This window comes from Pseudomonas mangrovi (assembly GCF_003052585.1).
GTDB lineage: Bacteria > Pseudomonadota > Gammaproteobacteria > Pseudomonadales > Pseudomonadaceae > Aquipseudomonas > Aquipseudomonas mangrovi.
The window spans coordinates 1-24,412 of sequence record NZ_QASN01000011.1; the positions used below are offsets into that span (position 1 = coordinate 1).

The window sequence follows — 24,412 nt, forward strand, 5'->3', positions numbered from 1 at the left end:
GTGAGGGTGATCGATACCGATTCGGCGAAACGCAGGGCGTGCGGCTTGTCGACCTCGACCTCGGCGTAGCGCACCTGCGGATGGGCCATCACCAGATCGAGGATTTCCTGGGTCAGCCGCTCGAGCAGGGCGAAGCGGTTCTCCTCGACGTGGCGGATGATCGCCTTGGTGATGGTTCGGTAGTTCAGCGCGTGCTGGATGTCGTTGACCTCCACCGCGGTGGAGGCGGGATAGAGGATGGTCAGGTTGATCAGCACGTCCTGCTTGTTGCGGATCTCGTCCTCGTTGATGCCGATGAAGGTGCGCAGGCGCAGGTCCTTGACCCGGATGCGCGCCATTCCCGGCTCCAGGCGCGGCATCTCAGCGGCCCTTGCCGATCAGCTGGAGGAATTCGTGGCGGGTGGTGCAGGACTCGCGGAAGGCACCGAGCATCACCGAACTGAGCATCTGCGAATTCTGCTTCTCCACCCCGCGCATCATCATGCACATGTGCTGTGCCTCGATGACCACGGCCACGCCGGCGGCGCCGGTGACCTGCTGGATCGCCTCGGCGATCTGCCGCGTCAGGTTCTCCTGGATCTGCAACCGGCGGGCATACATGTCGACGATGCGCGCGACCTTGGACAGCCCGAGCACCTTGCCGGTGGGTATGTAGGCGACATGCGCCTTGCCGATGAAGGGCAGCATGTGGTGCTCGCACAGGGAGTACAGCTCGATGTCGCGGACGATCACCATCTCGTCGTTGTCGGAGGCGAACAGCGCACCGTTGACGATCTCCTCCAGACTCTGCGCATAGCCGTGGCAGAGATAGCGCATGGCCTTGGCTGCGCGCTTGGGCGTGTCGAGCAGCCCTTCGCGCTCGGGGTTCTCGCCGAGGTTCAGAAGGATCTGCCGATACTGCTCATTCATTGCGTCGTTCATTTCGCGTCCTGTAGGGCGGGGCGCTGCACGGGTTGTACTGCTGTCGATAAAACCTATACCAATGTATTTGTTTTGTACAAGTATTTTTGGGGTTACACTTGTTTAGAGTAGCCAGTTATTTATTTAACTAATTGTTTTAAAAGATAAAAATAACAAATTTTGCGCCTGAGTAATCCTGTACATGAGATGCGACCCTCACCTGGCTACCGCTACGCTGGAACCGGCGCGAGCCTGGAGTACAATGCCGCCTTCTTCGCTCTGGGCTGTTCCTTCATGACAGACGCCGCCGGTTCCTCGATTCTCGCCGCCGCTTCGCTGGAGCAGCAGGAGCTGTTTCCGATCCGCGAGGTATCGCGGCTGACCGGGGTCAACCCGGTGACCCTGCGGGCCTGGGAGCGACGCTACGGTTTGATTCAGCCGACCCGCACCGACAGCGGTCACCGCCTCTACTCGCAGGCGGACATCGAAGAGGTGCGCAGCATCCTGGCCTGGATCGAGCGCGGCGTAGCGGTAAGCAAGGTCGGCAGCATCCTCTCGCGCACCTCGGCGACCCGTGCCCAGGCCGCGCCGAGTTATCAGCAAGCCGTTGCCGGTGAGTGGGTCGAGTGGCAGCAGCAGGTGCGCCAGGCGGTAACTGAATTCGATTCGAATCAGCTGGAGCAGGCCTATGGTCGGGTGTTCTCCAGCTATCCGCTGAATCTGGTGTTCGAGCAGGTATTGCTGCCGGTCTGGCAGGAGTTGCTGCTGCGCCAGGACGAATTCGGCCGGACCAGCGAGTGGCTGTTCCTCGACAGCTTCCTGCGTGCCCGCACGCTGCAGCGTCTGCAGCTCGGCCGCCGGAGCTCGAGGGCGCGGGTGTTGCTGGCGGCGATTCCCGGACAGTGCCGTGAGCTGGAACTGCTGGTCACCGGGCTGCTGCTGGGCAGCGACGCGCTGGAAGTGGAGGTGCTCGCCTTCGGCCAGCCGCTGGAGGAGCTCAGTCTGATCTGCGAGAAGCTGCAGCCGCAGGTGCTGGTGCTGTTTTCCAATCATCCGCCGGCGGCCGAGCTGCCGCGTCAGCTACGCCGTCTGGCCCTGGGCCTGGAATGCCCTCTGGCACTGGCCGGTGCGGCGGCAGAGTTGGGCGAGGAGCCGCTGGCGGGAACACCGATCGCCTGTCTGGGCAGTAGCGCGCAGGTGATGCAGCGGCGCCTGGCGCAGTTCATCGACGGACATCTGGATACCTGAGTCGGGCGACTCAGGTGTACTTGGTGAAGATCGCGCGAACCTGAGCCAGGGTCTGGGTAGCGTCCTGCTCCGGATCGAGCACCGCTTCCTCCAGCAGGCAGGCGAGCAATTCCTGATAGGCCTTGTCCAGCGCCTTGCGCGCCGCGGCGAACTGCTGCGCCACCGCCTCGCACTCCTCGCCACGACGGATCATCGCCTGGATCCCACGGATCTGGCCTTCCACCCGCGCCAGGCGCTTGAGCATGGCGTCCTGGTGCTTCTCTCGGGACTCGTTCATTCGATGGATACTCCAAGGGTACTGCTGCGCGCCGTTCTGTGAACTGTCCGCTGGTTCGCGTGGCCAGCCTCGGTTTCGGGGTTTGGGTGCAACCTTCGGCTACGAGAGCTGGCGGCAGAGCATGCCGACATCCCTCGATGCCGCGGCAGTGGAGTCCATCGCCTGAGCCGGTTTCAGTGCTCCCGGGCCGCAGCTTCCGTGTTCTGCGGCTCAGATGCCTGTCGCAGGCTGAAGGCACCCCGCAACTCGCCAAGCTGGAAGCCGTAAGCCTGGTCGGCAGGGTACCGCTGCTCGATCAGGCTTGCCAGTTCCGCCTTGATCGCCGGGCCATGGCAGGCCAGACAGGGCTCGCCGGTGGGAATGGCCTGCATGTAGCGGAATTCGCCTTCAACCACCTGTGCCTTGTGCATGCCCTGCAGCGGCTCGCCGGCCCGGGCACGGCTGGCGAACTCCTCGAGCACCTCACGCTCCCAGGCATCGGCGGCATTCTCCGGGTTACGTACCTTCAACGCGGTACGGCCAACCCGCCAGGGCGCCTTGCTGTGCTCGGCGGCGATCTGCGGGGCGAGCAACTGGCAGGATTCGACCGCATGCGTGGGACCGCCTTCCTGCATGGCCTGCTTCACGGTCTGCAGCAGGTGTTGCTGAAAGGGTGGGACGAGCGCGGCGGCTTCGGCTTTCAGCTCATCGAAAGAGGCGGCGCCGGCCGTGCCGGCAAGTGTCAGAAGACTGAGCGCGACAGTGCTGGATAGAAATTTCATTTATACCCCCAGGTGTATGTTGCGGAAAGTATCCGCGATCTGTCTCCGGGCGACAAGACCATATCCTTTGAGTGGGTATTGTGGTGAGCGCCAGTGTCCAATTGGCGGCTCGGATATTGATGTGGCAGAGACGGTCGGCAGGGGGCAATGCGTTGCACCCTGCAGGTGCGACCTTGGGCCTGGCGGCCGCAACCTACGAAGTGACGACCATGTAGGCTGGCGCCGAGCCGCGCGAGGCCCAGCAGGGTCTGCTCAGACTGTTCGCTGGGGGTGCGTCACCGCTCCGCGACCGTGTTGCGGTCGCACTCTTCGTAGGGCGAATTAGCCTGGCGGTGTAATCCGCCAGGCAAGGCGATCTGGCGCATTGCGCAGCGTTGTTTGCGCTCTACGACGGTGGCGTGTCAGGACTGGCCGCGAATCAGTTTGCGCAGGGCGAAGCGATTCGGGTGGCAGGCTTCGGCGACGGCGCGTGGTAGCGGCATCGGTTCGTCATCCAGCCAGGCGGCGAGCAGCTCGCCGGCCAGCGGTGCGCTGAGCAGGCCGCGCGAACCGTGCGCAGTGCTGACGTAGAGCCCGTCGAGCCAGGGGCAGGGTGCCTGCGGCAGCAGCCGAGCGTCACGCGCCAGCGCCTGGTAGGCCTTGGCAAATTCCCGCTGATCCGCCAGTGGCCCGATGATGGGCAGGTAGTCCGGGCTGGTGCAGCGAAAGCCTGCTCGCCCCTGCAGTTGGCTGGGATCGAGGCCCTCGGCGTTCAGGTCTGCGGCCAGTGCTGGCGCTATCTCGTGCAGCAGGCGCAGGTTCTCGACGTGCTCCTCGGCGCTGGGTTCGAGATGCTCGGCGTCGAACTTGAAGGTCGCCCCCAGGGTGTGTTCATCGCCCATCGCCGGCGCGACATAGCCCTCGGCGCAGACCACGCTGCGCAACGCGCGGCTGGCGGCGGTGGCCGGCAGGCGGCTGATCTGTCCGCGAATACGCTTGAGCGGCAGGGCGTTGTCGCCGAGCAGCTGGTTGACCTCGGCGGAGCCGGCAAGAATCACCACCGGTGCGCTGGCGAGCAGCGCGTCGCCGCTCCAGAGCTGCCAGTCCTCGCCGACGCGGCGCAGTTCGCCGACCGACTGGGCGAAGCGCACGCTGACGTTCGGGTGTTCTGCCAACTGGCGACAGAGTGCGGGCGGATGCGCCCAACCGGCCTGCGGATAGAACAGCCCGCCGCTGGGCAGCGCGACCCCGGCCAGTTGCTCGGCCTGCTCGCGACTGACCGGGTGCAGCAGCTCCTCGGGGAAGGCGGCCGGCAGCTTGCTCTGTCGTTCGGCTTCCTTGGCGTCGAACGCCAGCTGCAGCACGCCGCACGCTTGCCAGGCGTCGGCGGGGAGCTTCTGCAACAGGCGCCGGGTGTAGCCAAAACCGGCGACTATGTAGCGCGACAGGGCGGTGTGGTGCGCCGACAATTTCAGGTAGAGCACGCCCTGCGGGTTGCCCGAAGTCTCCTCGGCCAGCGCCATGCGCCGCTCGATCACCTGCACCTGCCAGCCGCGCCCGGCCAGGCTGGCCGCCGCTGCGCAGCCGGCCATGCCGCCACCGATGATCAGTGCACGGCGCTGGGCCGGACGCGGCGGTCGTTCGAACCAGCGCGCGCTCGGCTGAACGTCGGGCGCACTGTCGAAACGTCCGGCAAGCATCTCGCGCTTGTGGCCGAAACCCGGCACCCGCTGCACGGCGAAACCCGCCTCGATCAACCCGCGGCGGACGAAACCCGCGCTGGTGAAGGTCGCCAGCGTCGCGCCGGGCGCCGCCAGCCGCGCCAGTTCGGCGAACAGCGCCGGGCTCCACATCTCCGGATTCTTCGCCGGCGAAAAACCGTCGAGGAACCAGGCATCGATGCGCGCGTCCAGCTCCGGCAGTCGCTCCAGCACATCGCCGATCAGCAGCGTCAGGCAGACCCGGCCGCCAGCGAAAACCAGCCGCTGGAAGCCCGGCGCCAGGGCGACATATTGCTCCAGCAGGGCTGCGCTGAAACGCGTCAGCTCCGGCCATAGGGCCAGCGCGCGTTGCAGGTCCGGCGCACTCAACGGATAGCGTTCGACGCTGACGAAATGCAGCCGCGCACCAGCCGGGGCGCATTTTTCGAACAGCTGCCAGGCGCAGAGAAAGTTCAGCCCGGTGCCGAAACCGGTCTCGCCGATGCACAGCTGGCCATCCGCAGGCAGCGCGGCGAAGCGTTCGCTCAGCGCGTTGTGCTCAAGGAATACGTGGCGGGTTTCGTCGAGACCGCTGGCGCGGGAGAAATAGACGTCGCCAAAGGTGCTGGAAAGCGGCTGACCCTGCTCGTCCCAGTCGAGGCTGGCGTGCTGGAAATCGGACATCGAAACCCCCGGTTGGCTGGAGGCGGCATTCTAGTGCGCCGGGCGGCACCCGGGTTAGTGCGGATTAGCCGCAGCTTTTCCCCCTACCTCCGGGAAAGGGTGCCGAAGGCGGGTGAGGGATGCCCCGGCCTGCAGGGATTTTTCATCCGTAGGGTGGATGACGCCTTGTTCATCCACCGGGGGATTGTCTGGTGGATGGGTAGAGCGCCATCCACCCTACGGTCGAGGCCAGTCGGCGTGCAGCCGCAGCATCACTAATCCGGCGCTACGCGTTGTTTCAAACTGAGCGTCAAGGCGCGCGGATTCTCCTCCCCGAAGAGACAAGGACATCTAGCGACATTGCTGTGGCGCATTCGCCGGGCTTATCCCGGACCATCACCGGAACCGGCAGGCGCTGACGCGTTGCAATATTCCGTACGATCGTTCCGGAGTTCCCCGGATGCCCGGTCCATAAGGGGCGCTTCCTTGCGATGGTATGTCTTGGTCAGGATTTAGTGCCTGTTTCCGGCGCACGGCGGGCAGTTGCTCACCCGTTTGGGTTGTGCGCCCGTTTCGGATCGCCGACTAAGCTTCGGCCACCACTTTGGGCGCCTCGCGCAGCAGCAGTAGGTGGAGACCGTGTCGTGCCGCACGGTCCCGCGCTATCGCCGTCGAGAACGCCACTCAGCTTCCCGGATAGCGCCGGATCATCCGCCACACCGTCGGATACCGCCCTAACAAGAATCCGGAGAAGACCATCATGCGTTCCACCCCCGTTTCCCGTGCCGTGCGCGGCCGCTGGCTGCTCGCGGTTGGCGCCAGCTTGCTGCTCGGCAGCACCGGCGCGCTGGCCGAAGTCGCCAGTCCCAAGGTCAGCCTCGTTCCCGTCACCGTGCCGCTGGGCGATCCGTCCCGCGACTATCCGCAGTTCGCCAGTGCCATGGATCTCGCCAGCCAGGGCTATGTGGAGAAGGAATTCTTCATCGAGGGCAAGGCGCGTCGCTACGACACGCCGGAGCTGAACAACGCGATCCTGATGTCCAGCGGCCATCCCTACCGCACCCGTCTGCTGGTGCGTCACCCCACCTCGGCGAAGAAATTCAACGGCGTGGTCATCGTCGAATGGCTCAACGTCACCGCCGGCCATGATCTGGACGTGCTCTGGCTGACCACTGCCGAGCACCTGATGCGCGAGGGTTACGCCTATGTCGGCGTCTCGGCCCAGCAGGTCGGCCTGAACGCTCCGCTCACCGGCCTGCGCGCCTGGAGCCCGACCCGCTATTCCAGCCTCGATGTCACCGATGGCGGCAGCATCCTCGACGACTCGCTGTCCTTCGATATCTACTCCCAGGCGGTCCAGGCCGTGCGCAATGCCGGCTCGTCCAAGGCGCTGGGCCCGCTCAAGCCGGTCACGGTGATCGCCGCCGGCGCCTCGCAATCGCAGAGCTTCCTGCGCCGCTACCACAACTCGGTCGAACCGCTGACCGAAGGCCTGATCGACGGCTACTTCATGTACCTCGGCATCGCCGGCACCCTGCGTACCGACCTCAAGCCGAAGATCTTCAGCCTGGACACCGAGACCGACGTGCTGCTGCTTGGCCGCTTCCCGTCGCGCCAGGCCGACTCGGACAAGCTGCGCACCTGGGAAGTCGCCGGGGCCTCGCACGTCGGCTACACCAATCCCAGCCCGCGCGCGCCGATCATGGAGCGTGACCAGCTGCCGGTTGCGGACAACAGCCAATGCACCCTGCCGGCGCTGAGCCATGTGCCAACTGCGCACGTTGCGCGCGCTGGCGTGGATCACCTGACCCGCTGGGTCATCAAGGGCACGCCACCGCCGACCGCACCGCGCATCGAGATCGCGGCGGTCACCCCGACCGGGGTCACCGCCGCGCGTGATGCCTACGGCAACGCGCTGGGCGGCATCCGCCTGGCCGAGCACGCGGTACCGATTGCCACCAACACCGGCCTGAACGCCGGCCCCGGCTATTGCTTCCTGAACGGCTCGCACGTGCGCTTCAGTGATGACGTGCTGCGCGACCTGTACTGGACCCCGGGCCAGTACGTGCACAAGGTGACCCAGGTGACCATGAACAACCTGAAAGCCGGCTACATCACCCCCGCCGACGCCCTGGCCACCGTGCGCCAGGCAGCCAAGCGCGAGATCACCAAGCGCCGCCGCTGATGGCTTAGGACCCGCGGCAGGACGCTGCGGGTCTTCTGTCATGAAAATGTGATCTGCCTTTCATAATCGACAATCCAGCCCGGTCGTTTCTTGCGTAGTCCGGCCGGCTGTACCACAACCAGTTCGCGACATTTCAGCGTCATTACCAAGGATGGTCAGGATGCGAGCTTGTCTTATCGCCCTATGGATAGGGGCGTCTGCCGTTTCATGCCCGTGGCTTGCCCACGCCCTCGAACTGCCCGGCGACCGCGAGCAGGTTCGCGAACTGATTCGCGAGCGTCAGCAGCAACTGCTCGACGAGCAGCGTCAGCGCCTGGAAGAACTCCAGCAACTGCCCGGCCGCGATCTGCAGCTCGAATCCGCCGCGCCTGCCGCCGACGAAGCCTGTTTTGAGATCCGCAGCATCCGCCTGGATGGCGCCGAACTGATCGACGAGAACGCTCGGCAGCGCCTGCTCAGTCCTTTCGAAAACCAGTGCCTGGGCCAGAGCCGCTTGAACGAGCTGCTCAAAGCCATCACCCAGTTCTATCTTGACCGTGGCTACGTCACCTCGCGCGCCTACCTGCCGCCGCAGGACCTGGCCGATGGCGAGCTGGATGTGCTGGTGGTCGAAGGCCGCCTGGAAGGCTTCCAGGGCAGTGACGGCGGGCCGAGCGATACCGAGACCCGCATGGCCTTTCCCGGCGCGACCGGCGAGCGCCTGAACCTGCGCGAGCTGGAGCAGATGGTCGACCAGCTCAATCGCCTGCCTTCGCGCCGCGCACAGATCGAGCTGGCGCCAGGCGAGGAAGTCGGCGGCAGCCGGGTACAGGTGAACGGTGAGGCCGCCAAGCCCTGGCGGGTGCGCGCCAGTCGCCACAACGAGGGTGAGGCCAGCACCGGCGAGCAGCAGTGGGGCATCGGTTTCGACTGGGACAGCCCGCTGGGCCTGGGCGATCAACTGATCCTGCGCGCCGGCCGCGATGCGGTCAGCGACAGCTATCGCCATTCGCATAACCAGAGTCTCAACTATCTGGTGCCCTGGGGCTGGTGGACCTTCAGCTACGGCTACAGCCAGAGCTACTACCGCACCCTCAACCAGGCGGTGGGTTTCGACTTCAAGGTCGACGGCGACAGCCGCAACCACAACCTGCGCGCCGAGCGCGTGCTGCACCGCGACGGCTTTGGCAAGACCGCCGCCAGCGTCGGCCTGAGTCATCTGCGCACGCGCAACTACATCGAAGACAGCCTGATCGACGTCTCCAGCCAGCGGCTGTCGGAGTTTTCGCTCGGCTTCAACCACGGCCGGCGCATCGGCAGTGCCTTCGTCAACGCCGACCTGGGCTGGCAGCACGGCACCGGCGCCTTCGACGCCCAGCGCTCGGGCGACCCGAAATTCGGCGAGCCGGTGGCGCGCTACAACAAGTACGGCCTGACCCTGAGCTACCTGCAGCCGTTCCAGCTGTGGGGCGAGAACTTCAGCGTCGACAGCCTGGCGACCTGGCAGCAGAGCGAGGACGTGCTCTTCGGTCCCCAGCGCATCAGCCTCGGCGGCCTCAACTCGGTGCGCGGCTTCAAGGAGCAGTCGCTGTCCGGCGACAGCGGCGGCTACTGGCGCAACAACCTGCGCTGGCGCCGCGCCGTCACCTTCGAGCCGCTGCGGCCCTTCGTCCAGGAAGTGGGCGTGGCGGTCGGCTACGACATCGGCCATATCCAGAGCGGCCCGTACAACCCTGACCGCCGCGGCCGCCTGAGCGGCAACGCCATCGAATTTTCCGCCCGCGGCGAGCACCTGGCCGCCAGCCTGACCTTCGCCCGCTCGTTGGAGCGCCCCGGCGTGATCGAGCGTGAAGAACACCCGGTGCACTTTCGCATCGACCTGAGCTTTTGACCGAGTGGCGGCGCAATGCGCTGCGCTTGTTGCGCCCTATGGCGAGCCGGCTCCGGCTCTTGTAGGGCAACGAGCGGGGCACGACAACAGATTTACCGGCCGGACAGCCCTTGCTGTCCGCCGGCCAAGGCCAGGACCCGTCGGCCATCAACGATTTTTGATTCGCAACACAGGGAGTTCACCGACATGGACGTACGCCACCCGCTGAACCAGATCATCGCCAGCATCCTGATGGGGGTGATGTTCCTCAATCCCATCGTCACCCGCGCGGCGGAGCTGACCCTGGATGCGGCGGCTGGCGGCAACGCCAGCCTCGGCCAGGCCGCCAACGGCGTCCCCCTGGTGAACATCGCCACGCCCAACGGCAGCGGCCTGTCGCACAACAAGTTCACCGACTACAACGTCGGTCAGCAGGGCCTGATCCTCAACAACAGCGCCCAGGCGCTGGCGCCGACCCAGCTGGGCGGCTTCATCACCGGCAACCCCAACCTGGCCGGCGGCGCGGCGGGGCTGATCCTCAACGAAGTCACCGGCAGCAACGCCTCGCGCCTGGAGGGCTACACCGAGGTCGCCGGTCAGGCGGCCCACGTCATCGTCGCCAACCCGCACGGCATTACCTGCGACGGCTGCGGCTTCATCAACACCCCCAAGGCGACCCTGACCACCGGCACCCCGCAGATCGACAACGGCGCGCTCAAGGGCTACGACGTCAACGGCGGCAGCATCGCCATCGAAGGCGCGGGCCTGAACGCCGGCAACGTCGGCCAGTTCGAGCTGATCACCCGCGCCGCCGAAATCAACGCCGAGATCCACGCACAGCAGCTGACCATCGTCACCGGCCGCAACGAGGTGGACGCCCAGACACTTGCCGCCACGGCCAAGGCCGACGACGGCAGCGCCAAACCCAGCGTGGCCATCGACAGCTCGGCGCTCGGCGGCATGTACGCCGGTGCGATCCGCCTGGTCGGCACCGAGGCCGGGGTGGGTGTGAAACTGGCCGGCGACCTGGCCGCCAGCGGCGGCGACATCCGCATCGACGCCAACGGCCAGCTGACGATGGCGCGCAGCGCCGCCGCCGGTGACCTGGCGATCAAGGCCCAGGACGTCACCCTGCAGAACGACACTTTCGCCGCCGGCAGCGCGAGCATCGAGACCAACCAGCTTGACGTGCAGGAGAGCCTCGCCGCCGGCAACCGCGTAGAAGTCACAGCCCAGACCCTGAACAACCCCGGCACCATCGAAGCCGGCGTGCACGCCGACGGCAGCCTCAACGCCAGCGCCCAGCTGCAACTCAGCGGCGATGCCGTCACCAACAGCGGCAAGCTGATCAGCCACGGCAGCCTGAGCACCGACCTCAAGACCCTGACCAACCCCGGCGAGATCGCCGTGGCCGGCAATGCGCAGATCAAGGCCGACAACCTCAACAACAGCGGCCAACTGATCGTCCAGCAGAGCCTGGCGGTCGAGGCTGCGCAGACCCACAACCAGGGCACCCTGGGTGCGGCCGGCAGCGTACGCATCGACAGCCCCACGCTCACCAACGAAAACGGCCTGCTGTTCAGCGGCGCGGACATGACCCTGCGCAGCGAGGGCATCACCAATCGTCTGGCCGACATCCTCAGCCTGGGCGCGCTGGACATCGCTCTGGATGACCAGAACGGCCGCAGCGCCTACCTGGAGAACATCTCCGGCACCCTCGAAAGCGCCGGCTACATGCGCCTGGCAGTAGATCACTTGCTCAACCGCAAGGATCGCTTCGCCGCCACCCAGCGCCGGGTGGAAGGGCAGATCACCCTGACCGGGACCGACAACTGCAAGGGCGATCACTGCGAGGCGGCCTACCTGCTGCAAGAGCGTTACGAGCCGCAGATCAGCGAGGACTCGGCAGCGCCGATGCTGGTGGCCGGTGGGGACCTGAGTTTCGTTGGCGAGCGCTTCGAGAACCGCCTGGGTAGCGTCTCGGCCGGCGGCAAGATCCAGATCGATGCCGACCAGTTCTTCAACATCGGCGCCGGCGGTGGCCGCGAGCGGACATCCGACTACTACATCTACACCAGCAGCGATGCGGCCTACTGGACCTTCATCAACAACATGGGCCAGTACAACGCCTACAACGACCCGAACTCACCGAGCTATAACCCGGATGCCATGAGCTTCGAGTCCATCGCCCTCGGCGTGCAGCGCGGCGGTGGCTGGGTCGACACCAGCGGCGATGCGCTGGTCAACGCCGTGGTCCAGGCCGGCGGCGCGGTGGAGATCAACGCCAGCCAGACGCTGGAAAACGCCGTGATCCGTCCCGACGGCAGCGGTGGTGCGCACCTCAATCGCCAACTACCGCCGGACCTGGCGCAGCGCCTGGTCGACCCCCTGGCACTGCCGGGCTTCGGACTGCCGGCCGGCAGCGGGCTGTTCCGACTGAACAACGATCCTGGCCACCGTTACCTGATCGAGAGCAACCCGGCCTTCGCCAGCCTCGGCGGCTTTTTGAGCTCGGACTACATGCTCGATCTGCTCGGCTATACCGCCGATACCACCCAGCGCCGCCTGGGCGACGGCCTCTACGAGCAGCGGTTGATCCGCGAGGCGATCATCGCCCGCACCGGCAAGCGCTTTCTGGTCGATGCCCTGACCACCGACGAGGCGCAGTTTCGCTACCTGATGGAAAACGCCGTCGCCAGCAAGGAAGCACTGAACCTCTCGGTGGGTATCAGCCTGTCCGCCGAACAGGTCGCGGCGCTGACCCACGACATCGTCTGGATGGAGGAACGCGAGGTCTCCGGCGCCAAGGTACTGGTCCCGGTGCTCTACCTGGCCCAGGCCAATGATCGCCTGGCACCGACCGGTGCGCTGATTCAGGGTAGCGATCTTGCGCTTATCTCCGGTGGTGGCCTGCACAACAGCGGCACCCTGCGCGCGCCGACCATCGACATGCAGGCGATGAGCATCGCCAACCGCGGCCTGGCGCAGGCCGACCGCCTCTCCCTGCTGGCGATGGGCGATGTGCGCAACAGCCAGGGCGGCATCCTCAAGGGCGACAGCGTCGAGGTCAGCAGCCTGTTCGGCGACGTGATCAACGAGCGCAGCGTGGCCACCAACAGCGGCCAGAACGGTGGCTTCACGTGGCGTGACGATGTGGTCGACAGCGCCGCGCGGATCGAGGCGGGCAGCGAGCTGCTGATCGACGCCGGGCGCGACCTGCGCAACACCGGTGGGGTGATCCACAGCGGTGGCGACGCCAATCTCTACGCCGGCCGCGACATCCGCCTCGAGGCGGCAACCGAAACCGACAGCCGCCAGATGCTGTTCAAGCGTGCAGCGATGAGCAATCGCCAGGTGACCCAGCGCGGCGGCGAAGTGAACGTGGCCGGCAACCTCGACGCCTGGGCCGGCCGCGACCTGACGGTGGTGACGAGCGAGGTGAAGGCGCAGGGCGATATCGACCTCTACGCCAACCGCGACCTGACCCTGGCGGCTGCGGCGAACGAGCGCGAAAGCGACTTCTTCCGCAAGAGCAGCAGCAAGAAGGTGACCACCAGCAGCATGGCCATCGAGCAGCAGGGCGCATCGGTGGAAGCGGGCGGGGCGCTGAGTCTGGGGGCGGGGAATGATCTGGCGTTGATCGGTAGTCGGGCCAGGGCGGGGGGAGACGTGAACCTGTCGGCGGGACGGGATACGACGATCGAGGCGGCGATGAACGAGTCGCACTCGGATTATCTGGTCAAGAGCAAAGGTTCGCTAGGACGAAAAAGCAGCAGTTCCGGTGACCAATCTTCCACCGAGGCGGTCGCCAGCGTGATCGAGAGCGGCGGCTCGATTCATATCAATAGCGAAATCGACGCGAACGGCGCCCTCCAGCTCACCGGCGGCAGGGATCTCAATATTGCGGGCAGTCGGCTGTCTGCAGAGCAGGACATAAGCCTGGGCGCGCTGCGCAATCTGGAAGTCACCTCGGTGCTCGAGCAGCAATCCTCGTCCGCGCAACGCAGCAAGTCGTCGCTGTTGGGCAAGAGCAGCAGCACTCAGTGGCAGACCTCCTCGCAGCAGGCCGGTAGCGAATTGACTGCGGGTCAGGACCTGCTACTGGTCGCTGGTGATGACCTGCGCTTGCGCGCTTCAGCACTCGCCGCGGGCCAGGATGTCGAGCTGCATGCGGGAGTGGTGAGCGGCACCGGCAACATCGAGCTGTTGGCAGCGCAGGAGCAGCATGAGTACTACCGCAATCAGCAGAGCAAGCGCATCGGCCTCTCCAGCGGCAATATGCTGGTGTCGGTGGGTTCGTCGAAAAGGCTGGGTGAATCCGGCTTGAACACCAACCAGGTGGGCGCAGAGGTGGTCGCCGGGCGCGATGCGATTCTGCGTGCGGCCCAGGACATCAGCCTGACCTCGAGCGACTTGTTCGCCGGGCGCGATGTGGTAATGGCGGCCGGACGGGATGTGCAGATCGTCTCCTCCGCCGAGCCCTACTGGTCGCGCAGCTGGAAGAGCGATCGCAAGAGCGGCATTGATCTGCAGAGCGATGGCAACGGCTTCACCATGTTCCTCGGCTCGGCACGGGAGAAGCGCGACTACAACGAGATGGGCGATCGTTTGGCGCCCAGTCAGGTAGGGGCTGGCCGCGACCTGCTGGTCGATGTTGGGCGTGACTATCGGCAGGAAGGCTCCGATCTGAGCGCCGGGCAGGACATCCAGCTGCGTGCCGGCCGGCACCTGACGATCGAGGCGGGAATGGAGAGCCATTCACGGCAACTGAATAGCAGTCTCGCCCGCAGCGGCATCACCAGTAACCTCAATCACAATCTCGACAGCACCCTGGACACGATCGGCAATACCGGCAAGGGCGACGACGCTACCAGCCAGGTGTCGAGCGTGCTGAAGACCGTGGATACCGTCAGCCAGTTCTTTGCTGGCCCGACGGTGGGCGACCACATCGGCAGTACCTCGAACAAGAACTCCTACACCGAACAGTCTTACAGCGCGCGCTCCGCGACGCTGGTGGCAGGGCGCGATATAGACGCGCTCGCCGGGGAAGATCTGCTGGTCAGTGGCGGTGTTCTGGAAGCTGGTCGCGACATCAATCTGCTTGCTCGCGACGTAACGCTTGATGTCGCTCGTGGCCGGGATCTGATCACCCAGCAGCAGACCCGCTCGCAGGGCGGCATCAACGCCGGTGCCAGCGCCGGCAGTGCGCGTATCGGAATCGGCGGTAGCCAGGGGGTGATCACCGGTGAGCAGGTCCGCGGAAACTCCGCGCCGACCGTCCTCTCGGCGGGCCAGGACATCAATCTGCTCGCGGACGAGGACCTTCGGCTCTCCGGGGTGCGTGCGTTTGCTGAGAGAGACATGCACCTTACCGCAGGGCGTGATCTGACCATCGAGGCCGCCGGTATCGAGTCGGGGGTGGAGAACCGCCGGCGCAGCGGTGGCGGCGAGGTGGGCATTGCTCTGGGCGGCTCGGACTTCATCGCCATCTATGTCTCCGCGGATGTCGGCCGAGGGCGTCTGGACCGGGAGGCGGAGAATCAGCAAGAGTCCTACTTGAGTGCCGGCGAGCGACTGACCTTTACCAGCGGCCGGGATACGCGGATTGCCGGCGCGCACCTGGAGGCGGAAGACATCATCGGCAGGGTAGGTCGCGACCTGACAGTCACCTCGTTGCCGGACACCGGCAAGGCAGAGGGCAAGGAGCTGGACGCCAGCGTCACCGTGAGCATCGGTTACGGCACCGCCAGCGTGAGCGGTTCGGTCGGCGTCGGCAAGACCAACGGCAAGACGAACTGGGTCGAGGAGCAGACCACTCTGCACGCCAGAGACCTGCTCGATATCCATGTTGGCGGGCATACCCAGGTCGATGGAGCGCTGATCCATTCCGATATCGGCAATCTCAAGTTCGACACCGAGACCCTGGCGTTTCGCGACATCAAGGGCGAGGACCGCGAGCACAGTTGGTACATCAATGGTGGCGGCAGCATCAGCTTCGGCGGCTCCGGAGAGAGCGGTGGCACTGCTGGCAAGGATGGCGCAGCCGCAGCGAACAAAGCGGTGGTGACCGACAGCAGCCAGCAGGGCAAAGGCAACGAAGGATCGAGCGGATGGAGCCTCAGCGGCTACGACTACAAACGCGAACGTTCGCAACTGGTCCGCGCCACCATCGGTGAAGGCCAGATCATCGTCCGCAGCGATGCCACAACCGGCAACGACTCCACCGCTGGCCTCAACCGTGACCCGTCTCTCAGCCAGATCGGCCTAACCGACAAGGAGCGCAAGACCGAGCTATATGTCAGTAGCACTTCGATCAGCCGGGTAATGAATCCGAAGGAGACATTTGCGGAGTGGAAGGCAGGGTGGGAGAACTACGGTAAGTCCACCGTTCAGGCATACGCCAACTATGGAGTTCTGGCTGATCGCGCTGCTGAACAGGCGGAAGAACGGCCGATTCTGGTTCCATTCAGCATGTTGGCGAATGGCTTTGTGGACTCGATGAATCAACTGAATAAAAAGTCCGGCGGCGCAGTGCCTGGGACGAGAACTAGCGGCGGTTTGCTTGCGCAGATGCCGGTTCTACTATCCGGGGATGGGCAGCTAATGCGGGTTCACGCGCCATTCAAGGAAGAAGGTGGCAAGATAAAATATGAGAATGGAAAGCCGGTACGCGATATGTCGCGCGCCACCATCAGTCCCTTCGAAGGTTTCGAGGCAGGGGACTTTCTTACGGTTAACGGAATCATGAATTTCCTCGGAGAGGCGATCGTCAATGGCGCAATGCAGAGTGGTCGAGCCGACTTCGTGCAGTTCTACAATCCCACGCATGGGATTGTTGGGGATTTAAGTGAGTCACTGTTTGATGTGCTATTCGGTACATTCATGCCTAGTGGTATTTCGAGGCAGATGCGGGACGTTCAGCAGCAGGCGCTGGATCAGGGGGTGTTGCTAAATAATATCGCCCATAGTCAGGGCGGATTGATTCTTATGACCGCGCTGCGTGGGGTGGAGATTAAAGATAAAGAGTACTCACGGGGAATCATTCAACTTTCAGGAGCTCCGTTTGGAGCAATAAGTTTTCACCGGATCGCGGAAAGTGTAGGTTATAAGAGTGAGATGGATCGAGTTTTTCAAGTAAATCGACCGGATGAATATCTGTTTTTGGGTGTCCCGAAGACTGACTCGGTTAGCGATTTCTTAGGAATGAACTTCCGGCATGATGATGAGCCGGCGCTTAGGTTTGTGGGGAGTGTGCTAAGTTTTGCTACTCTCTTCGGAAAAAGTAGCTCTCATAGTAATTATGCATGCTGGGCTTGCGGTGAGGATATAACTGAGCAAGGTAGAGAGATTAGGGGCAATTTACCTGTTCCTGTTTTTATTAATAAGGATGGTTCACGCAGATGAAATGGATGCTGTCAGTTATTCTCACTTTTATTGTGTCTGGTTGTGCTGTTAAAGGTTCGGAAAGATTTGTGCCGGGGCTTTTGTGTAATGAGCCTCAGGGAAGGGATGATCGTTTTATGCGTCTTTCATATGAGCGTTTGCCTATATTCATGACCGGCAGGTGCTCAGAGCGATCTGATATTTCTTATGACAAGGTAGTGGATAGTCTCTCGATGAGTACTTTGCGTTCGTTTCAGTCAGGCAATGCATATATGGAGTCTGCCTCCCTTCAATTAAGAATTTCAGGAAACACCGGAGGGTCGCTTCTAGAGGAGGCGCTTTCGCCTGAGGAATTTGCGCGCTATCACGAAGACACCATCCGGCGTCGGGCGCTTAATCGTCTTGAGCGGACTGACTGGGTAGAAAGAGCTGGTCTCAAATGCGTACGGTTTACCTATTCTTTTTGGAATCGAATGCGAAAAATGCAGGAACTGGATTACTGGTGCTGGGAAAACGAATCCGGTGTCTCAGAACCGTTCAATGTCTCTGCGCTCGAAGCCGTAGGGCCATACGAAGAATTCAATGTCGACTTGGAGAAGGAGATTTTTGAGCCGTTCTTCGCCAGTCTGCAGCTCAAGCGCGTGTCGCCTGACGTGCTTGCGCGTATCGAGCGGCAGCGGCAGGAGGCCTGCCTGAAGCACAAGGAGTACTTCGATAGAAAAGGCAAAGGCTGGGTCGAAGGGGACTTCCCCGATCACCGCCGAGCCCTGCGGCTCCTGAAGAGTTGCGGCTACGACGTCGAGGTTCCTCCGCATGACGGGCAGGTACTCGAACCGAATCTGAACAATCTGTACCGATAGTCGTACTTCCAGGGAGGGAAGCATGGTGAGCAAGGCTGGTCGTCTGTTACTCGTTTCGCTTATCTGTCTGTCCTGCGCTTCCTGCGCGATGGCGAGGCGATCAGTGGACCGGCATGCGCTGCGGGATGTCGGAATGGATGTGGAAAAGGCGGTGGCCGTGCTGGAACAGCGCGGCTATCACTGCTCGCAGAACAGCTTCACTCCGAATGAGCAGAGCTTTTTCAACCAGCAAGGAATGTCTCCGCAGAAGCTCACCTGCCATCGCCAGACATCTGGCCTGTTCTGCGTTGAATCGGATTTCGTCGATCTCTTCTCGCAGGACGGCAAGGTAGTCAACGGCCGTGCGCAGACAGTTCCGGTGTGTATCTGGCACTGATCTTCTTTCGAGCGCTCGCCGCGCGGCCCCATAGAAGGTAAAGCTCGACGTATTGCTCTGTAATCAGCGAAATGCTGAGGACGCAAACCCTCTTCGGCCACTGGCCGGTCCAGGGTTGAATTACGCCAGTCGGCTGCTAAAACAGCCAATGAAGACAGTGAGCTGACGGAATAGTGACGACGGCTCCATTTGTGCTGATTCCCTGTCGCCCTGATCGCCAGATGAATGATGGTTGGCAGGCATCTGGCCAGTAATCCAAAGCCGCGCTTTCGCATTGATGGATTGGTCATTATCATGGCCGCCTTCCTTTGTCTGCGTACCCGAACGGGCGTGGGCGAGCCGTTTTCATCGCTGTTTTGTACGCGTCGGCGCGTTTCATCGGTGCCGGGCGTCGCCGCTGTATTTGGAGCAAGTGGATGTCTGATCGGACCCCGGCGAGCGTCGCCAGATTCAAGAGCAGAGAAGCCGTCATCGGCATCGTGGGTCTGGGCTATGTGGGGCTTCCGCTGATGTTGCGCTACAACGCCATCGGTTTTCGCGTGCTGGGCATCGACATCGACACCGCCAAGGTCGAGAAACTCAACGCGGGTCGCAGCTATATCGAGCACATTGCCTGCGAGCATATTGCCAAGGCGCGTGACTCGGGCTTCGAGGCAACCACCGACTTCAGCCGTGTCAGCGAGTGCGATGCCCTGATCCTCTGTGTACCCACGCCGCTTAACAAGTATCGCGAGCCGGACATGAGCTTCGTGATCGACACCACCAACGCCATCAAGCCCTACCTGCGCGCCGGTCAGGTCGTCTCGCTGGAAAGCACGACCTATCCAGGGACTACCGAGGAAGAGTTGCTGCCGCGCGTTCAGGAAGGCGGGCTCAAGGTCGGTGAGGACATCTTCCTGGTCTACTCGCCGGAGCGTGAAGATCCGGGCAACCCGAATTTCGAAACCCGCACCATTCCCAAGGTTATCGGTGGTCATACCGCCAATTGCCTGCAGGTCGGTATCGCCTTGTACGAACAGGCTATCGATCAGGTGGTACCGGTCAGCTCGACCAAGGCCGCTGAGCTGACCAAGCTGCTGGAGAACATCCACCGCGCGGTGAACATCGGTCTGGTCAACGAAATGAAAGTTGTTGCTGACCGCATGGGCATCGACATCTTCGAGGTGGTGGATGCCGCGGCGACCAAACCGTTCGGCTTTACCGCCTACTATCCAGGCCCCGGTCTGGGTGGGCACTGCATCCCGATCGATCCCTTCTATCTGACCTGGAAGGCTCGCGAGTACGGCTTGCACACCCGCTTCATCGAGCTATCTGGCGAGGTCAACAAGGCCATGCCCGAGTACGTGGTGGGCAAGCTGATGGACGGGCTCAATGATCGTTGTCGGGCGCTCAAGGGCAGCCGGGTGCTGGTGCTCGGCATCTCCTACAAGAAGAACGTCGACGACATGCGCGAATCGCCGTCGGTGGAGATCATGGAGCTGATCGAGGCCAAGGGCGGCATCGTCGCCTACAGTGATCCGCACGTTCCGGTGTTCCCGAAGATGCGCGAGCACCATTTCGAGCTCTCCAGCGAGCCGCTTACCGCCGAGAATCTGGCCTCGTTCGACGCTGTGGTGCTGGCCACCGACCATGACAAGTTCGACTACACGCTGATTCAGCAGCACGCGCGCCTGCTGGTCGACAGCCGCGGCAAGTACCGGGCGCCGCAGGCGAACGTCATCAAGGCCTGAGTGTTTTTGCGCGGGCCGCACGCCGGGCGCAGATTTTTGTCTGGCGCGTTGGCGGTTCGCTCCAACCGTTTGCGAGAGACAGCATGAAACGATTCGCCCTTATCGGCGCTGCCGGCTACATCGCCCCCCGCCACATGCGTGCCATCAAGGACACCGGCAACGAGCTGGCGTGTGCCTACGACATCAACGATTCGGTCGGCATCATCGACAGCCTCTCGCCGCAGAGCGAGTTCTTCACCGAGTTCGAGCGTTTCTACGACCACGCCTGGCGCCTGAAGCGCGATCCGGCGACCGCTCTGGATATCGTGTCGATCTGTTCGCCCAACTACCTGCACCACGCGCATATCAACGCGGGCCTGCGCCTGGGCTGTGACGTGATCTGCGAAAAGCCGCTGGTGCCCAGCGCCGCGATGCTCGACGACCTGCTGCTTACCGAGAAGGAGACCGGTCGCCGTCTGTACAACATCCTGCAGTTGCGCCACCACCAGGCGATCATCGACCTGAAGCAGCAGGTCGAGGCGGGCAAGCAGGACCACAAGCACGACGTCGAACTGACCTACATCACCAGTCGCGGCAAGTGGTACATGGAAAGCTGGAAGGGCGACCCGCGCAAATCCTTCGGCGTGGCCACCAACATCGGTGTGCATTTCTACGACATGCTGCACTTCATCTTCGGCAAGCTGCAGCGCAACGTCGTGCACTACGTCAATGAATTCAAGGCCGCGGGCTATCTGGAGTACGAGAACGCGCGGGTGCGCTGGTTCCTCTCCATCGACGCCAACGACCTGCCGGACTCGGTCAAGGGCAAGAAGCCGACCTATCGCTCGATCACCTGTGATGGTGCCGAAATCGAGTTCTCCGAAGGCTTCACCGACCTGCACACCGTCAGCTACCAGGCCATTCTCGATGGCAAGGGCTATGGCATCGAGGATGCGCGGCACTGCGTGGAAACCGTCGAAACCATCCGCAGCCTGGCGCCCAGTCGCGCCCAGGATGACGAAGGCCATCCGTTCCTTGCGCGCCTGCTGGGTTGAACCATGAGTCATTACCAGCACCCCAGCGCCATCGTCGATGAAGGCGCGCAGATTGGCGAAGGCTCGCGCGTCTGGCATTTCGTCCATGTCTGCGGCGGCGCACGCATCGGTCAGGGCGTGTCCCTGGGGCAGAACGTGTTCGTCGGCAACAAGGTCGTCATCGGTGACAACTGCAAGGTCCAGAACAACGTCTCGGTCTACGACGGCGTCACCCTGGAAGAGGGCGTGTTCTGCGGCCCGAGCATGGTCTTCACCAACGTCTACAACCCGCGCTCGCTGATCGAGCGCAAGAGTGAATACCGCGACACCCTGGTCAAGAAGGGCGCCACCCTCGGTGCCAACTGCACCATCGTCTGTGGCGTGACCATCGGCGAGTTCGCTTTCGTCGGCGCTGGCGCGGTGATCAACAAGGACGTTCCGGCCTACGCGCTGATGGTCGGTGTGCCGGCACGGCAGATCGGTTGGATGAGCGAGTTCGGCGAACAGCTGGAACTGCCGCTGGAAGGCGAGGGCAGTGCGCCCTGCATTCATACCGGCGCGCGTTATGTGCTGCGTGGCAGTGTGTTGAGCAAGGAGAGCGTGGCGTGATCGAGTTCATCGACCTCAAGGCGCAGCAGGCGCTGATCAAGGACAAGATCGACGCTGGCATCCAGCGCGTTCTCGCGCATGGTCAGTACATCCTCGGCCCGGAAGTCAGCGAGCTGGAAGAAAAGCTCGCGGCTTTCGTCGGCGCGAAATATTGCATCAGCGCGGCCAACGGCACCGATGCCCTGCAGATCGCCCAGATGGCGCTGGGCATAGGCCCAGGTGACGAGGTCATCACCCCCGGTTTCACCTATATCGCCACGGCCGAGACCGTCGCCCTGCTAGGCGCCAAGCCGGTATACGTGGACGTCTGCCCGCGCACCTACAACCTCGATCCGCAGTTGCTCGAAGCCGCCATCACTCCGCGTACCAAGGCGATCATCCCGGTCTCGTTGTATGGCCAGTGCGCTGATTTCGATGCCATCAACGCCATTGCCGCGCGACACGGTATCCCGGTCATCGAGGACGCTGCGCAGAGCTTCGGTGCCACCTACAAGGGCAAGCGCTCGTGCAACCTGACGACCATCGCCTGCACCAGTTTCTTCCCCAGCAAGCCGCTGGGTTGTTATGGCGATGGTGGCGCGATCTTCACCAACGATGAGGAACTGGCCAAGGTTCTGCGCCAGATCGCCCGGCATGGCCAGGACCGCCGCTACCACCACATCCGCGTGGGCGTGAACAGCCGCCTGGATACCCTGCAGGCGGCCGTCCTGCTGCCGAAGCTGGACATCTTCCCGCACGAGCTGGAACTGCGTGAGCAGGCTGCCCAGCGTTACGCGCATCTGCTCGGCAAGTCCGGTATCGCTGCGCCCTTCGTCGAGGCGCACAACGTCAGTGCCTGGGCCCAGTACACGGTGCAGGTCGAAGCGCGTGACCAGGTGCAGGAGCACCTCAAGGCCGCAGGCGTACCCACGGCCGTGCATTACCCCATCCCACTCAATCGCCAACCGGCGGTGAAGGACGACGAGGCAAGTCTGCCGGTAGGTGATGCGATTGCGCAGAAGGTCATGAGCCTGCCAATGCATCCCTATCTGGATGAAAAGCAGCAGAGGGTAGTGATTGATGCGCTGCAAGAAACGTTGCAGCGAAGCGCATGACCGCATTGAAACGGCTGGTGAACTCCACCGCTACCTACGCTCTGGCGAATGTCATCAACAGTGCTATCCCGTTTCTGCTGCTGCCAGTACTGACTCGGGTTCTGGCGCCCGCTGAATACGGCGTAGTGACCATGTTCGCTACTGTCGTAAGCGTACTTACCGCCTTTACCGGTCTCAGCATCCATGGCGCCGTAAGCGTGCGACATTTCGATGCAGACACGGATCATCCGCGCTTCGTAGGAACCTGTCTGGGGCTCTTGGCCGTCAGCACAAGTCTGGTTCTGCTGATCGTCTGGTTGATGGCAGGGCCGCTTTCTCGCTGGGTAGAAATCCCGGAGGGCTGGCTGTTTGTCGCGGTACTGGCGTCGGCGGCGCAAGCCATAGTGCAGGTGCGGCTGGTGATCTGGCAGGTCAGGAGCGAGGTGTGGCGCTATGGCCTGTTCCAGATTTTGCAGACGGCCTTGAACCTTGGCCTGTCGCTGGGCCTTATTCTCCTGCTTGGATTGGGCTGGGAAGGCCGGGTCTTGGGAATATGCGTGGCGGTCTTCCTGTTCGCTGGTCTGGCGCTCTATGGTTTGCAGCGGCGAGCGTTGGTGCGTTGGAGCATTGATCGCGAGTACATACGGGCTGTCTTGCGCTTCGGCGTTCCGTTGATCCCCCACGCTGTGGGCGCCATGATGATCGCGATGAGTGATCGCTTTATCATCACCCACTTGCTGGGGATCGGGGTCACAGGTACGTATGCTGTCGGGGTGCAAATGGGGATGGTCGTCGGGCTGTTGGCTGATGCATTCGTCAAGGCTTTCGGTCCTCATCTTTTCGCTGAATTGAAAAGTCAGGATCCTTATTCTGGTGTTCGCATCGTGCGGCAGTGTGCTGCCGTCTTCTTGGGGTTTTTGGTATTGGCGCTAAGCTACGTGGCGCTACTGCCGTTTCTTTATCCACTTATCGTGGGTGGTCAATATGGTGCATCACTACCGGTCGCTCAGTTGGTAGGTTTCGGTAACGCTTTCATGGGCATGTACTACGTAGTTGCCGGGTTTTTATTCTTTTTCGAGCGAACTGTCCTGCTGGCAAAGCTGACATTGCTGGTGGGGTTGGTGAGTGTCGTTCTTACTTACGTATTGGTTGAGTCGATGGGTGTGATTGGAGCAGCCTGGGCATATGTGCTGGTTCAGCTGTTTTTCTTTCTGGGAGCGTGGCGTCTGGCGCAGAAGACTTTCCCTTTGCCATGGCGCACGCTATTCAATAAGGGAGCAAAATAAATTGCTTGCTAATTTGAATAGGTATCTGGTCGGGTTTCTTCTGAAGGTGGTGGCGGCCTATTGGCGTTTTATTTATTTGGAGTTTCGCAGACGTTACGAAGTGTCGCCTGAATTCCGGTTTAATGGAAAAAACATACTGCTATACGGTGATGGGCGAATCGTGTTGGGAGCGAATAGCTATATTGGAGACAATTCGACGGTGCAAGCCTCCGCTGGCTGCAGTGTAAGAGTTGGCGAAGGATGTCATGTTTCTTCGAATGTTCGAATATTTACCGAATCGATGGTGGCGGATAGCGATCTTAGAATAAAGCCAGTTCCCTCAAAAACTGCCGATGTTGTAATTGGTGATGCCTGCTGGGTTGGGGCTAATGTTTTGATAAATCCTGGTATTTCCATTGGTGAGAATAGTGTCGTCGGCGCAAATAGCGTTGTGGTCAAAGATATCCCGCCAAATGAAATCTGGGGTGGTGTTCCGGCGAAGTTGATTCGAAAGAAACTTTCGGCAGCTAATTGATGTGCT

Annotated in this window: 17 protein-coding genes; 12 read left to right on the plus strand and 5 right to left on the minus strand. The window is 62.6% G+C overall.

Annotated features, from left to right (window positions below; translation table 11 throughout):
* Positions 1-359 (minus strand): dihydroneopterin triphosphate 2'-epimerase (gene folX, locus DBO85_RS06060; protein WP_108106413.1); only part of this gene is annotated, 359 nt, incomplete at its 3' end.
* Position 360: 1 nt separating this feature from the next.
* Positions 361-921: a GTP cyclohydrolase I FolE gene (gene folE, locus DBO85_RS06065; protein WP_108106279.1), complete on the minus strand. Its 561-nt coding sequence runs from the start codon at positions 919-921 to the stop codon at positions 361-363.
* Between the two features lie 273 nt (positions 922-1,194).
* Here folE and DBO85_RS06070 point away from each other — a divergent pair, with 273 nt between their 5' ends.
* Positions 1,195-2,148: a MerR family transcriptional regulator gene (locus DBO85_RS06070; RefSeq protein ID WP_108106414.1), complete on the plus strand. Its 954-nt coding sequence runs from the start codon at positions 1,195-1,197 to the stop codon at positions 2,146-2,148.
* Positions 2,149-2,158: 10 nt separating this feature from the next.
* Here the strand turns inward: DBO85_RS06070 and DBO85_RS06075 are convergent, their stop codons facing one another.
* The 3 genes from DBO85_RS06075 to mnmC form a co-directional block, all read right to left on the minus strand.
* The gene (locus DBO85_RS06075) at positions 2,159-2,425 is read right to left on the minus strand and encodes a metal-sensing transcriptional repressor (RefSeq protein WP_108106281.1); all 267 of its coding nucleotides are present in this window, start codon (positions 2,423-2,425) and stop codon (positions 2,159-2,161) included.
* A 173-nt stretch (positions 2,426-2,598) separates the two neighbouring features.
* Positions 2,599-3,186, minus strand: a complete 588-nt coding sequence (locus DBO85_RS06080) for a Tll0287-like domain-containing protein (protein ID WP_108106283.1) — start codon at positions 3,184-3,186, stop codon at positions 2,599-2,601.
* 401 nt (positions 3,187-3,587) lie between these two features.
* Positions 3,588-5,549 carry a bifunctional tRNA (5-methylaminomethyl-2-thiouridine)(34)-methyltransferase MnmD/FAD-dependent 5-carboxymethylaminomethyl-2-thiouridine(34) oxidoreductase MnmC gene (mnmC, locus tag DBO85_RS06085; protein ID WP_108106285.1) on the minus strand — a complete coding sequence of 654 codons (1,962 nt, stop codon included), beginning with the start codon at positions 5,547-5,549 and terminating at the stop codon, positions 3,588-3,590.
* A 739-nt stretch (positions 5,550-6,288) separates the two neighbouring features.
* On the opposite strand from mnmC, the gene DBO85_RS06090 reads away from it, so the two are divergent.
* The 11 genes from DBO85_RS06090 to DBO85_RS06140 all read left to right on the plus strand — a co-directional run bounded on the left by DBO85_RS06090 (position 6,289) and on the right by DBO85_RS06140 (position 24,406).
* Positions 6,289-7,713 carry an alpha/beta hydrolase domain-containing protein gene (locus tag DBO85_RS06090; RefSeq protein ID WP_108106287.1) on the plus strand — a complete coding sequence of 475 codons (1,425 nt, stop codon included), beginning with the start codon at positions 6,289-6,291 and terminating at the stop codon, positions 7,711-7,713.
* Between the two features lie 151 nt (positions 7,714-7,864).
* Positions 7,865-9,583, plus strand: coding sequence for a ShlB/FhaC/HecB family hemolysin secretion/activation protein (locus DBO85_RS06095; RefSeq protein WP_407681450.1), 1,719 nt, complete (start codon positions 7,865-7,867; stop codon positions 9,581-9,583).
* A 186-nt stretch (positions 9,584-9,769) separates the two neighbouring features.
* Positions 9,770-16,966: a hemagglutinin repeat-containing protein gene (locus DBO85_RS06100; protein WP_158268876.1), complete on the plus strand. Its 7,197-nt coding sequence runs from the start codon at positions 9,770-9,772 to the stop codon at positions 16,964-16,966.
* Positions 16,963-17,805, plus strand: coding sequence for a hypothetical protein (locus tag DBO85_RS19040; RefSeq protein ID WP_146168170.1), 843 nt, complete (start codon positions 16,963-16,965; stop codon positions 17,803-17,805). Before DBO85_RS06100 ends, DBO85_RS19040 begins: the two co-directional genes overlap by 4 nt.
* A gap of 22 nt (positions 17,806-17,827) precedes the next feature.
* The gene (locus DBO85_RS06110) at positions 17,828-18,181 is read left to right on the plus strand and encodes a hypothetical protein (RefSeq protein ID WP_146168171.1); all 354 of its coding nucleotides are present in this window, start codon (positions 17,828-17,830) and stop codon (positions 18,179-18,181) included.
* Between the two features lie 416 nt (positions 18,182-18,597).
* A complete protein-coding gene (gene wbpA / locus DBO85_RS06115) occupies positions 18,598-19,911 on the plus strand; it encodes a UDP-N-acetyl-D-glucosamine 6-dehydrogenase (protein ID WP_108106297.1) in 1,314 nt (437 codons plus the stop codon).
* Between the two features lie 83 nt (positions 19,912-19,994).
* Positions 19,995-20,945 carry a Gfo/Idh/MocA family protein gene (locus DBO85_RS06120; RefSeq protein WP_108106299.1) on the plus strand — a complete coding sequence of 317 codons (951 nt, stop codon included), beginning with the start codon at positions 19,995-19,997 and terminating at the stop codon, positions 20,943-20,945.
* Between the two features lie 3 nt (positions 20,946-20,948).
* Positions 20,949-21,533 (plus strand): UDP-2-acetamido-3-amino-2,3-dideoxy-D-glucuronate N-acetyltransferase, encoded by a 585-nt coding sequence (gene wbpD, locus DBO85_RS06125; protein WP_108106301.1) that lies wholly within the window; start codon positions 20,949-20,951, stop codon positions 21,531-21,533.
* Complete coding sequence (locus DBO85_RS06130; protein WP_108106303.1) at positions 21,530-22,627, plus strand: DegT/DnrJ/EryC1/StrS family aminotransferase; 1,098 nt, start codon at positions 21,530-21,532, stop codon at positions 22,625-22,627. Before wbpD ends, DBO85_RS06130 begins: the two co-directional genes overlap by 4 nt.
* Complete coding sequence (locus tag DBO85_RS06135; RefSeq protein WP_108106305.1) at positions 22,624-23,892, plus strand: lipopolysaccharide biosynthesis protein; 1,269 nt, start codon at positions 22,624-22,626, stop codon at positions 23,890-23,892. The genes DBO85_RS06130 and DBO85_RS06135 overlap by 4 nt, the downstream gene beginning before the upstream one ends.
* Position 23,893: 1 nt before the next feature.
* Positions 23,894-24,406, plus strand: a complete 513-nt coding sequence (locus DBO85_RS06140; RefSeq protein WP_199286990.1) for an acyltransferase — start codon at positions 23,894-23,896, stop codon at positions 24,404-24,406.
* Positions 24,407-24,412 lie beyond the last annotated feature (6 nt).

Bases quoted from the DNA above. Each gene is read 5' to 3' on its own strand.
- DBO85_RS06095 (WP_407681450.1), top strand. From the start codon at position 7,865: ATGGTCAGGATGCGAGCTTGTCTTATCGCCCTATGGATAGGGGCGTCT.
- DBO85_RS06100 (WP_158268876.1), top strand. From the start codon at position 9,770: ATGGACGTACGCCACCCGCTGAACCAGATCATCGCCAGCATCCTGATG.
- DBO85_RS06090 (WP_108106287.1), top strand. From the start codon at position 6,289: ATGCGTTCCACCCCCGTTTCCCGTGCCGTGCGCGGCCGCTGGCTGCTC.
- DBO85_RS06080 (WP_108106283.1), bottom strand. From the start codon at position 3,186: ATGAAATTTCTATCCAGCACTGTCGCGCTCAGTCTTCTGACACTTGCC.
- folE (WP_108106279.1), bottom strand. From the start codon at position 921: ATGAACGACGCAATGAATGAGCAGTATCGGCAGATCCTTCTGAACCTC.
- DBO85_RS06135 (WP_108106305.1), top strand. From the start codon at position 22,624: ATGACCGCATTGAAACGGCTGGTGAACTCCACCGCTACCTACGCTCTG.
- mnmC (WP_108106285.1), bottom strand. From the start codon at position 5,549: ATGTCCGATTTCCAGCACGCCAGCCTCGACTGGGACGAGCAGGGTCAG.
- DBO85_RS06110 (WP_146168171.1), top strand. From the start codon at position 17,828: ATGGTGAGCAAGGCTGGTCGTCTGTTACTCGTTTCGCTTATCTGTCTG.
- DBO85_RS06075 (WP_108106281.1), bottom strand. From the start codon at position 2,425: ATGAACGAGTCCCGAGAGAAGCACCAGGACGCCATGCTCAAGCGCCTG.
- wbpA (WP_108106297.1), top strand. From the start codon at position 18,598: ATGTCTGATCGGACCCCGGCGAGCGTCGCCAGATTCAAGAGCAGAGAA.
- DBO85_RS06120 (WP_108106299.1), top strand. From the start codon at position 19,995: ATGAAACGATTCGCCCTTATCGGCGCTGCCGGCTACATCGCCCCCCGC.
- wbpD (WP_108106301.1), top strand. From the start codon at position 20,949: ATGAGTCATTACCAGCACCCCAGCGCCATCGTCGATGAAGGCGCGCAG.
- DBO85_RS19040 (WP_146168170.1), top strand. From the start codon at position 16,963: ATGAAATGGATGCTGTCAGTTATTCTCACTTTTATTGTGTCTGGTTGT.
- DBO85_RS06070 (WP_108106414.1), top strand. From the start codon at position 1,195: ATGACAGACGCCGCCGGTTCCTCGATTCTCGCCGCCGCTTCGCTGGAG.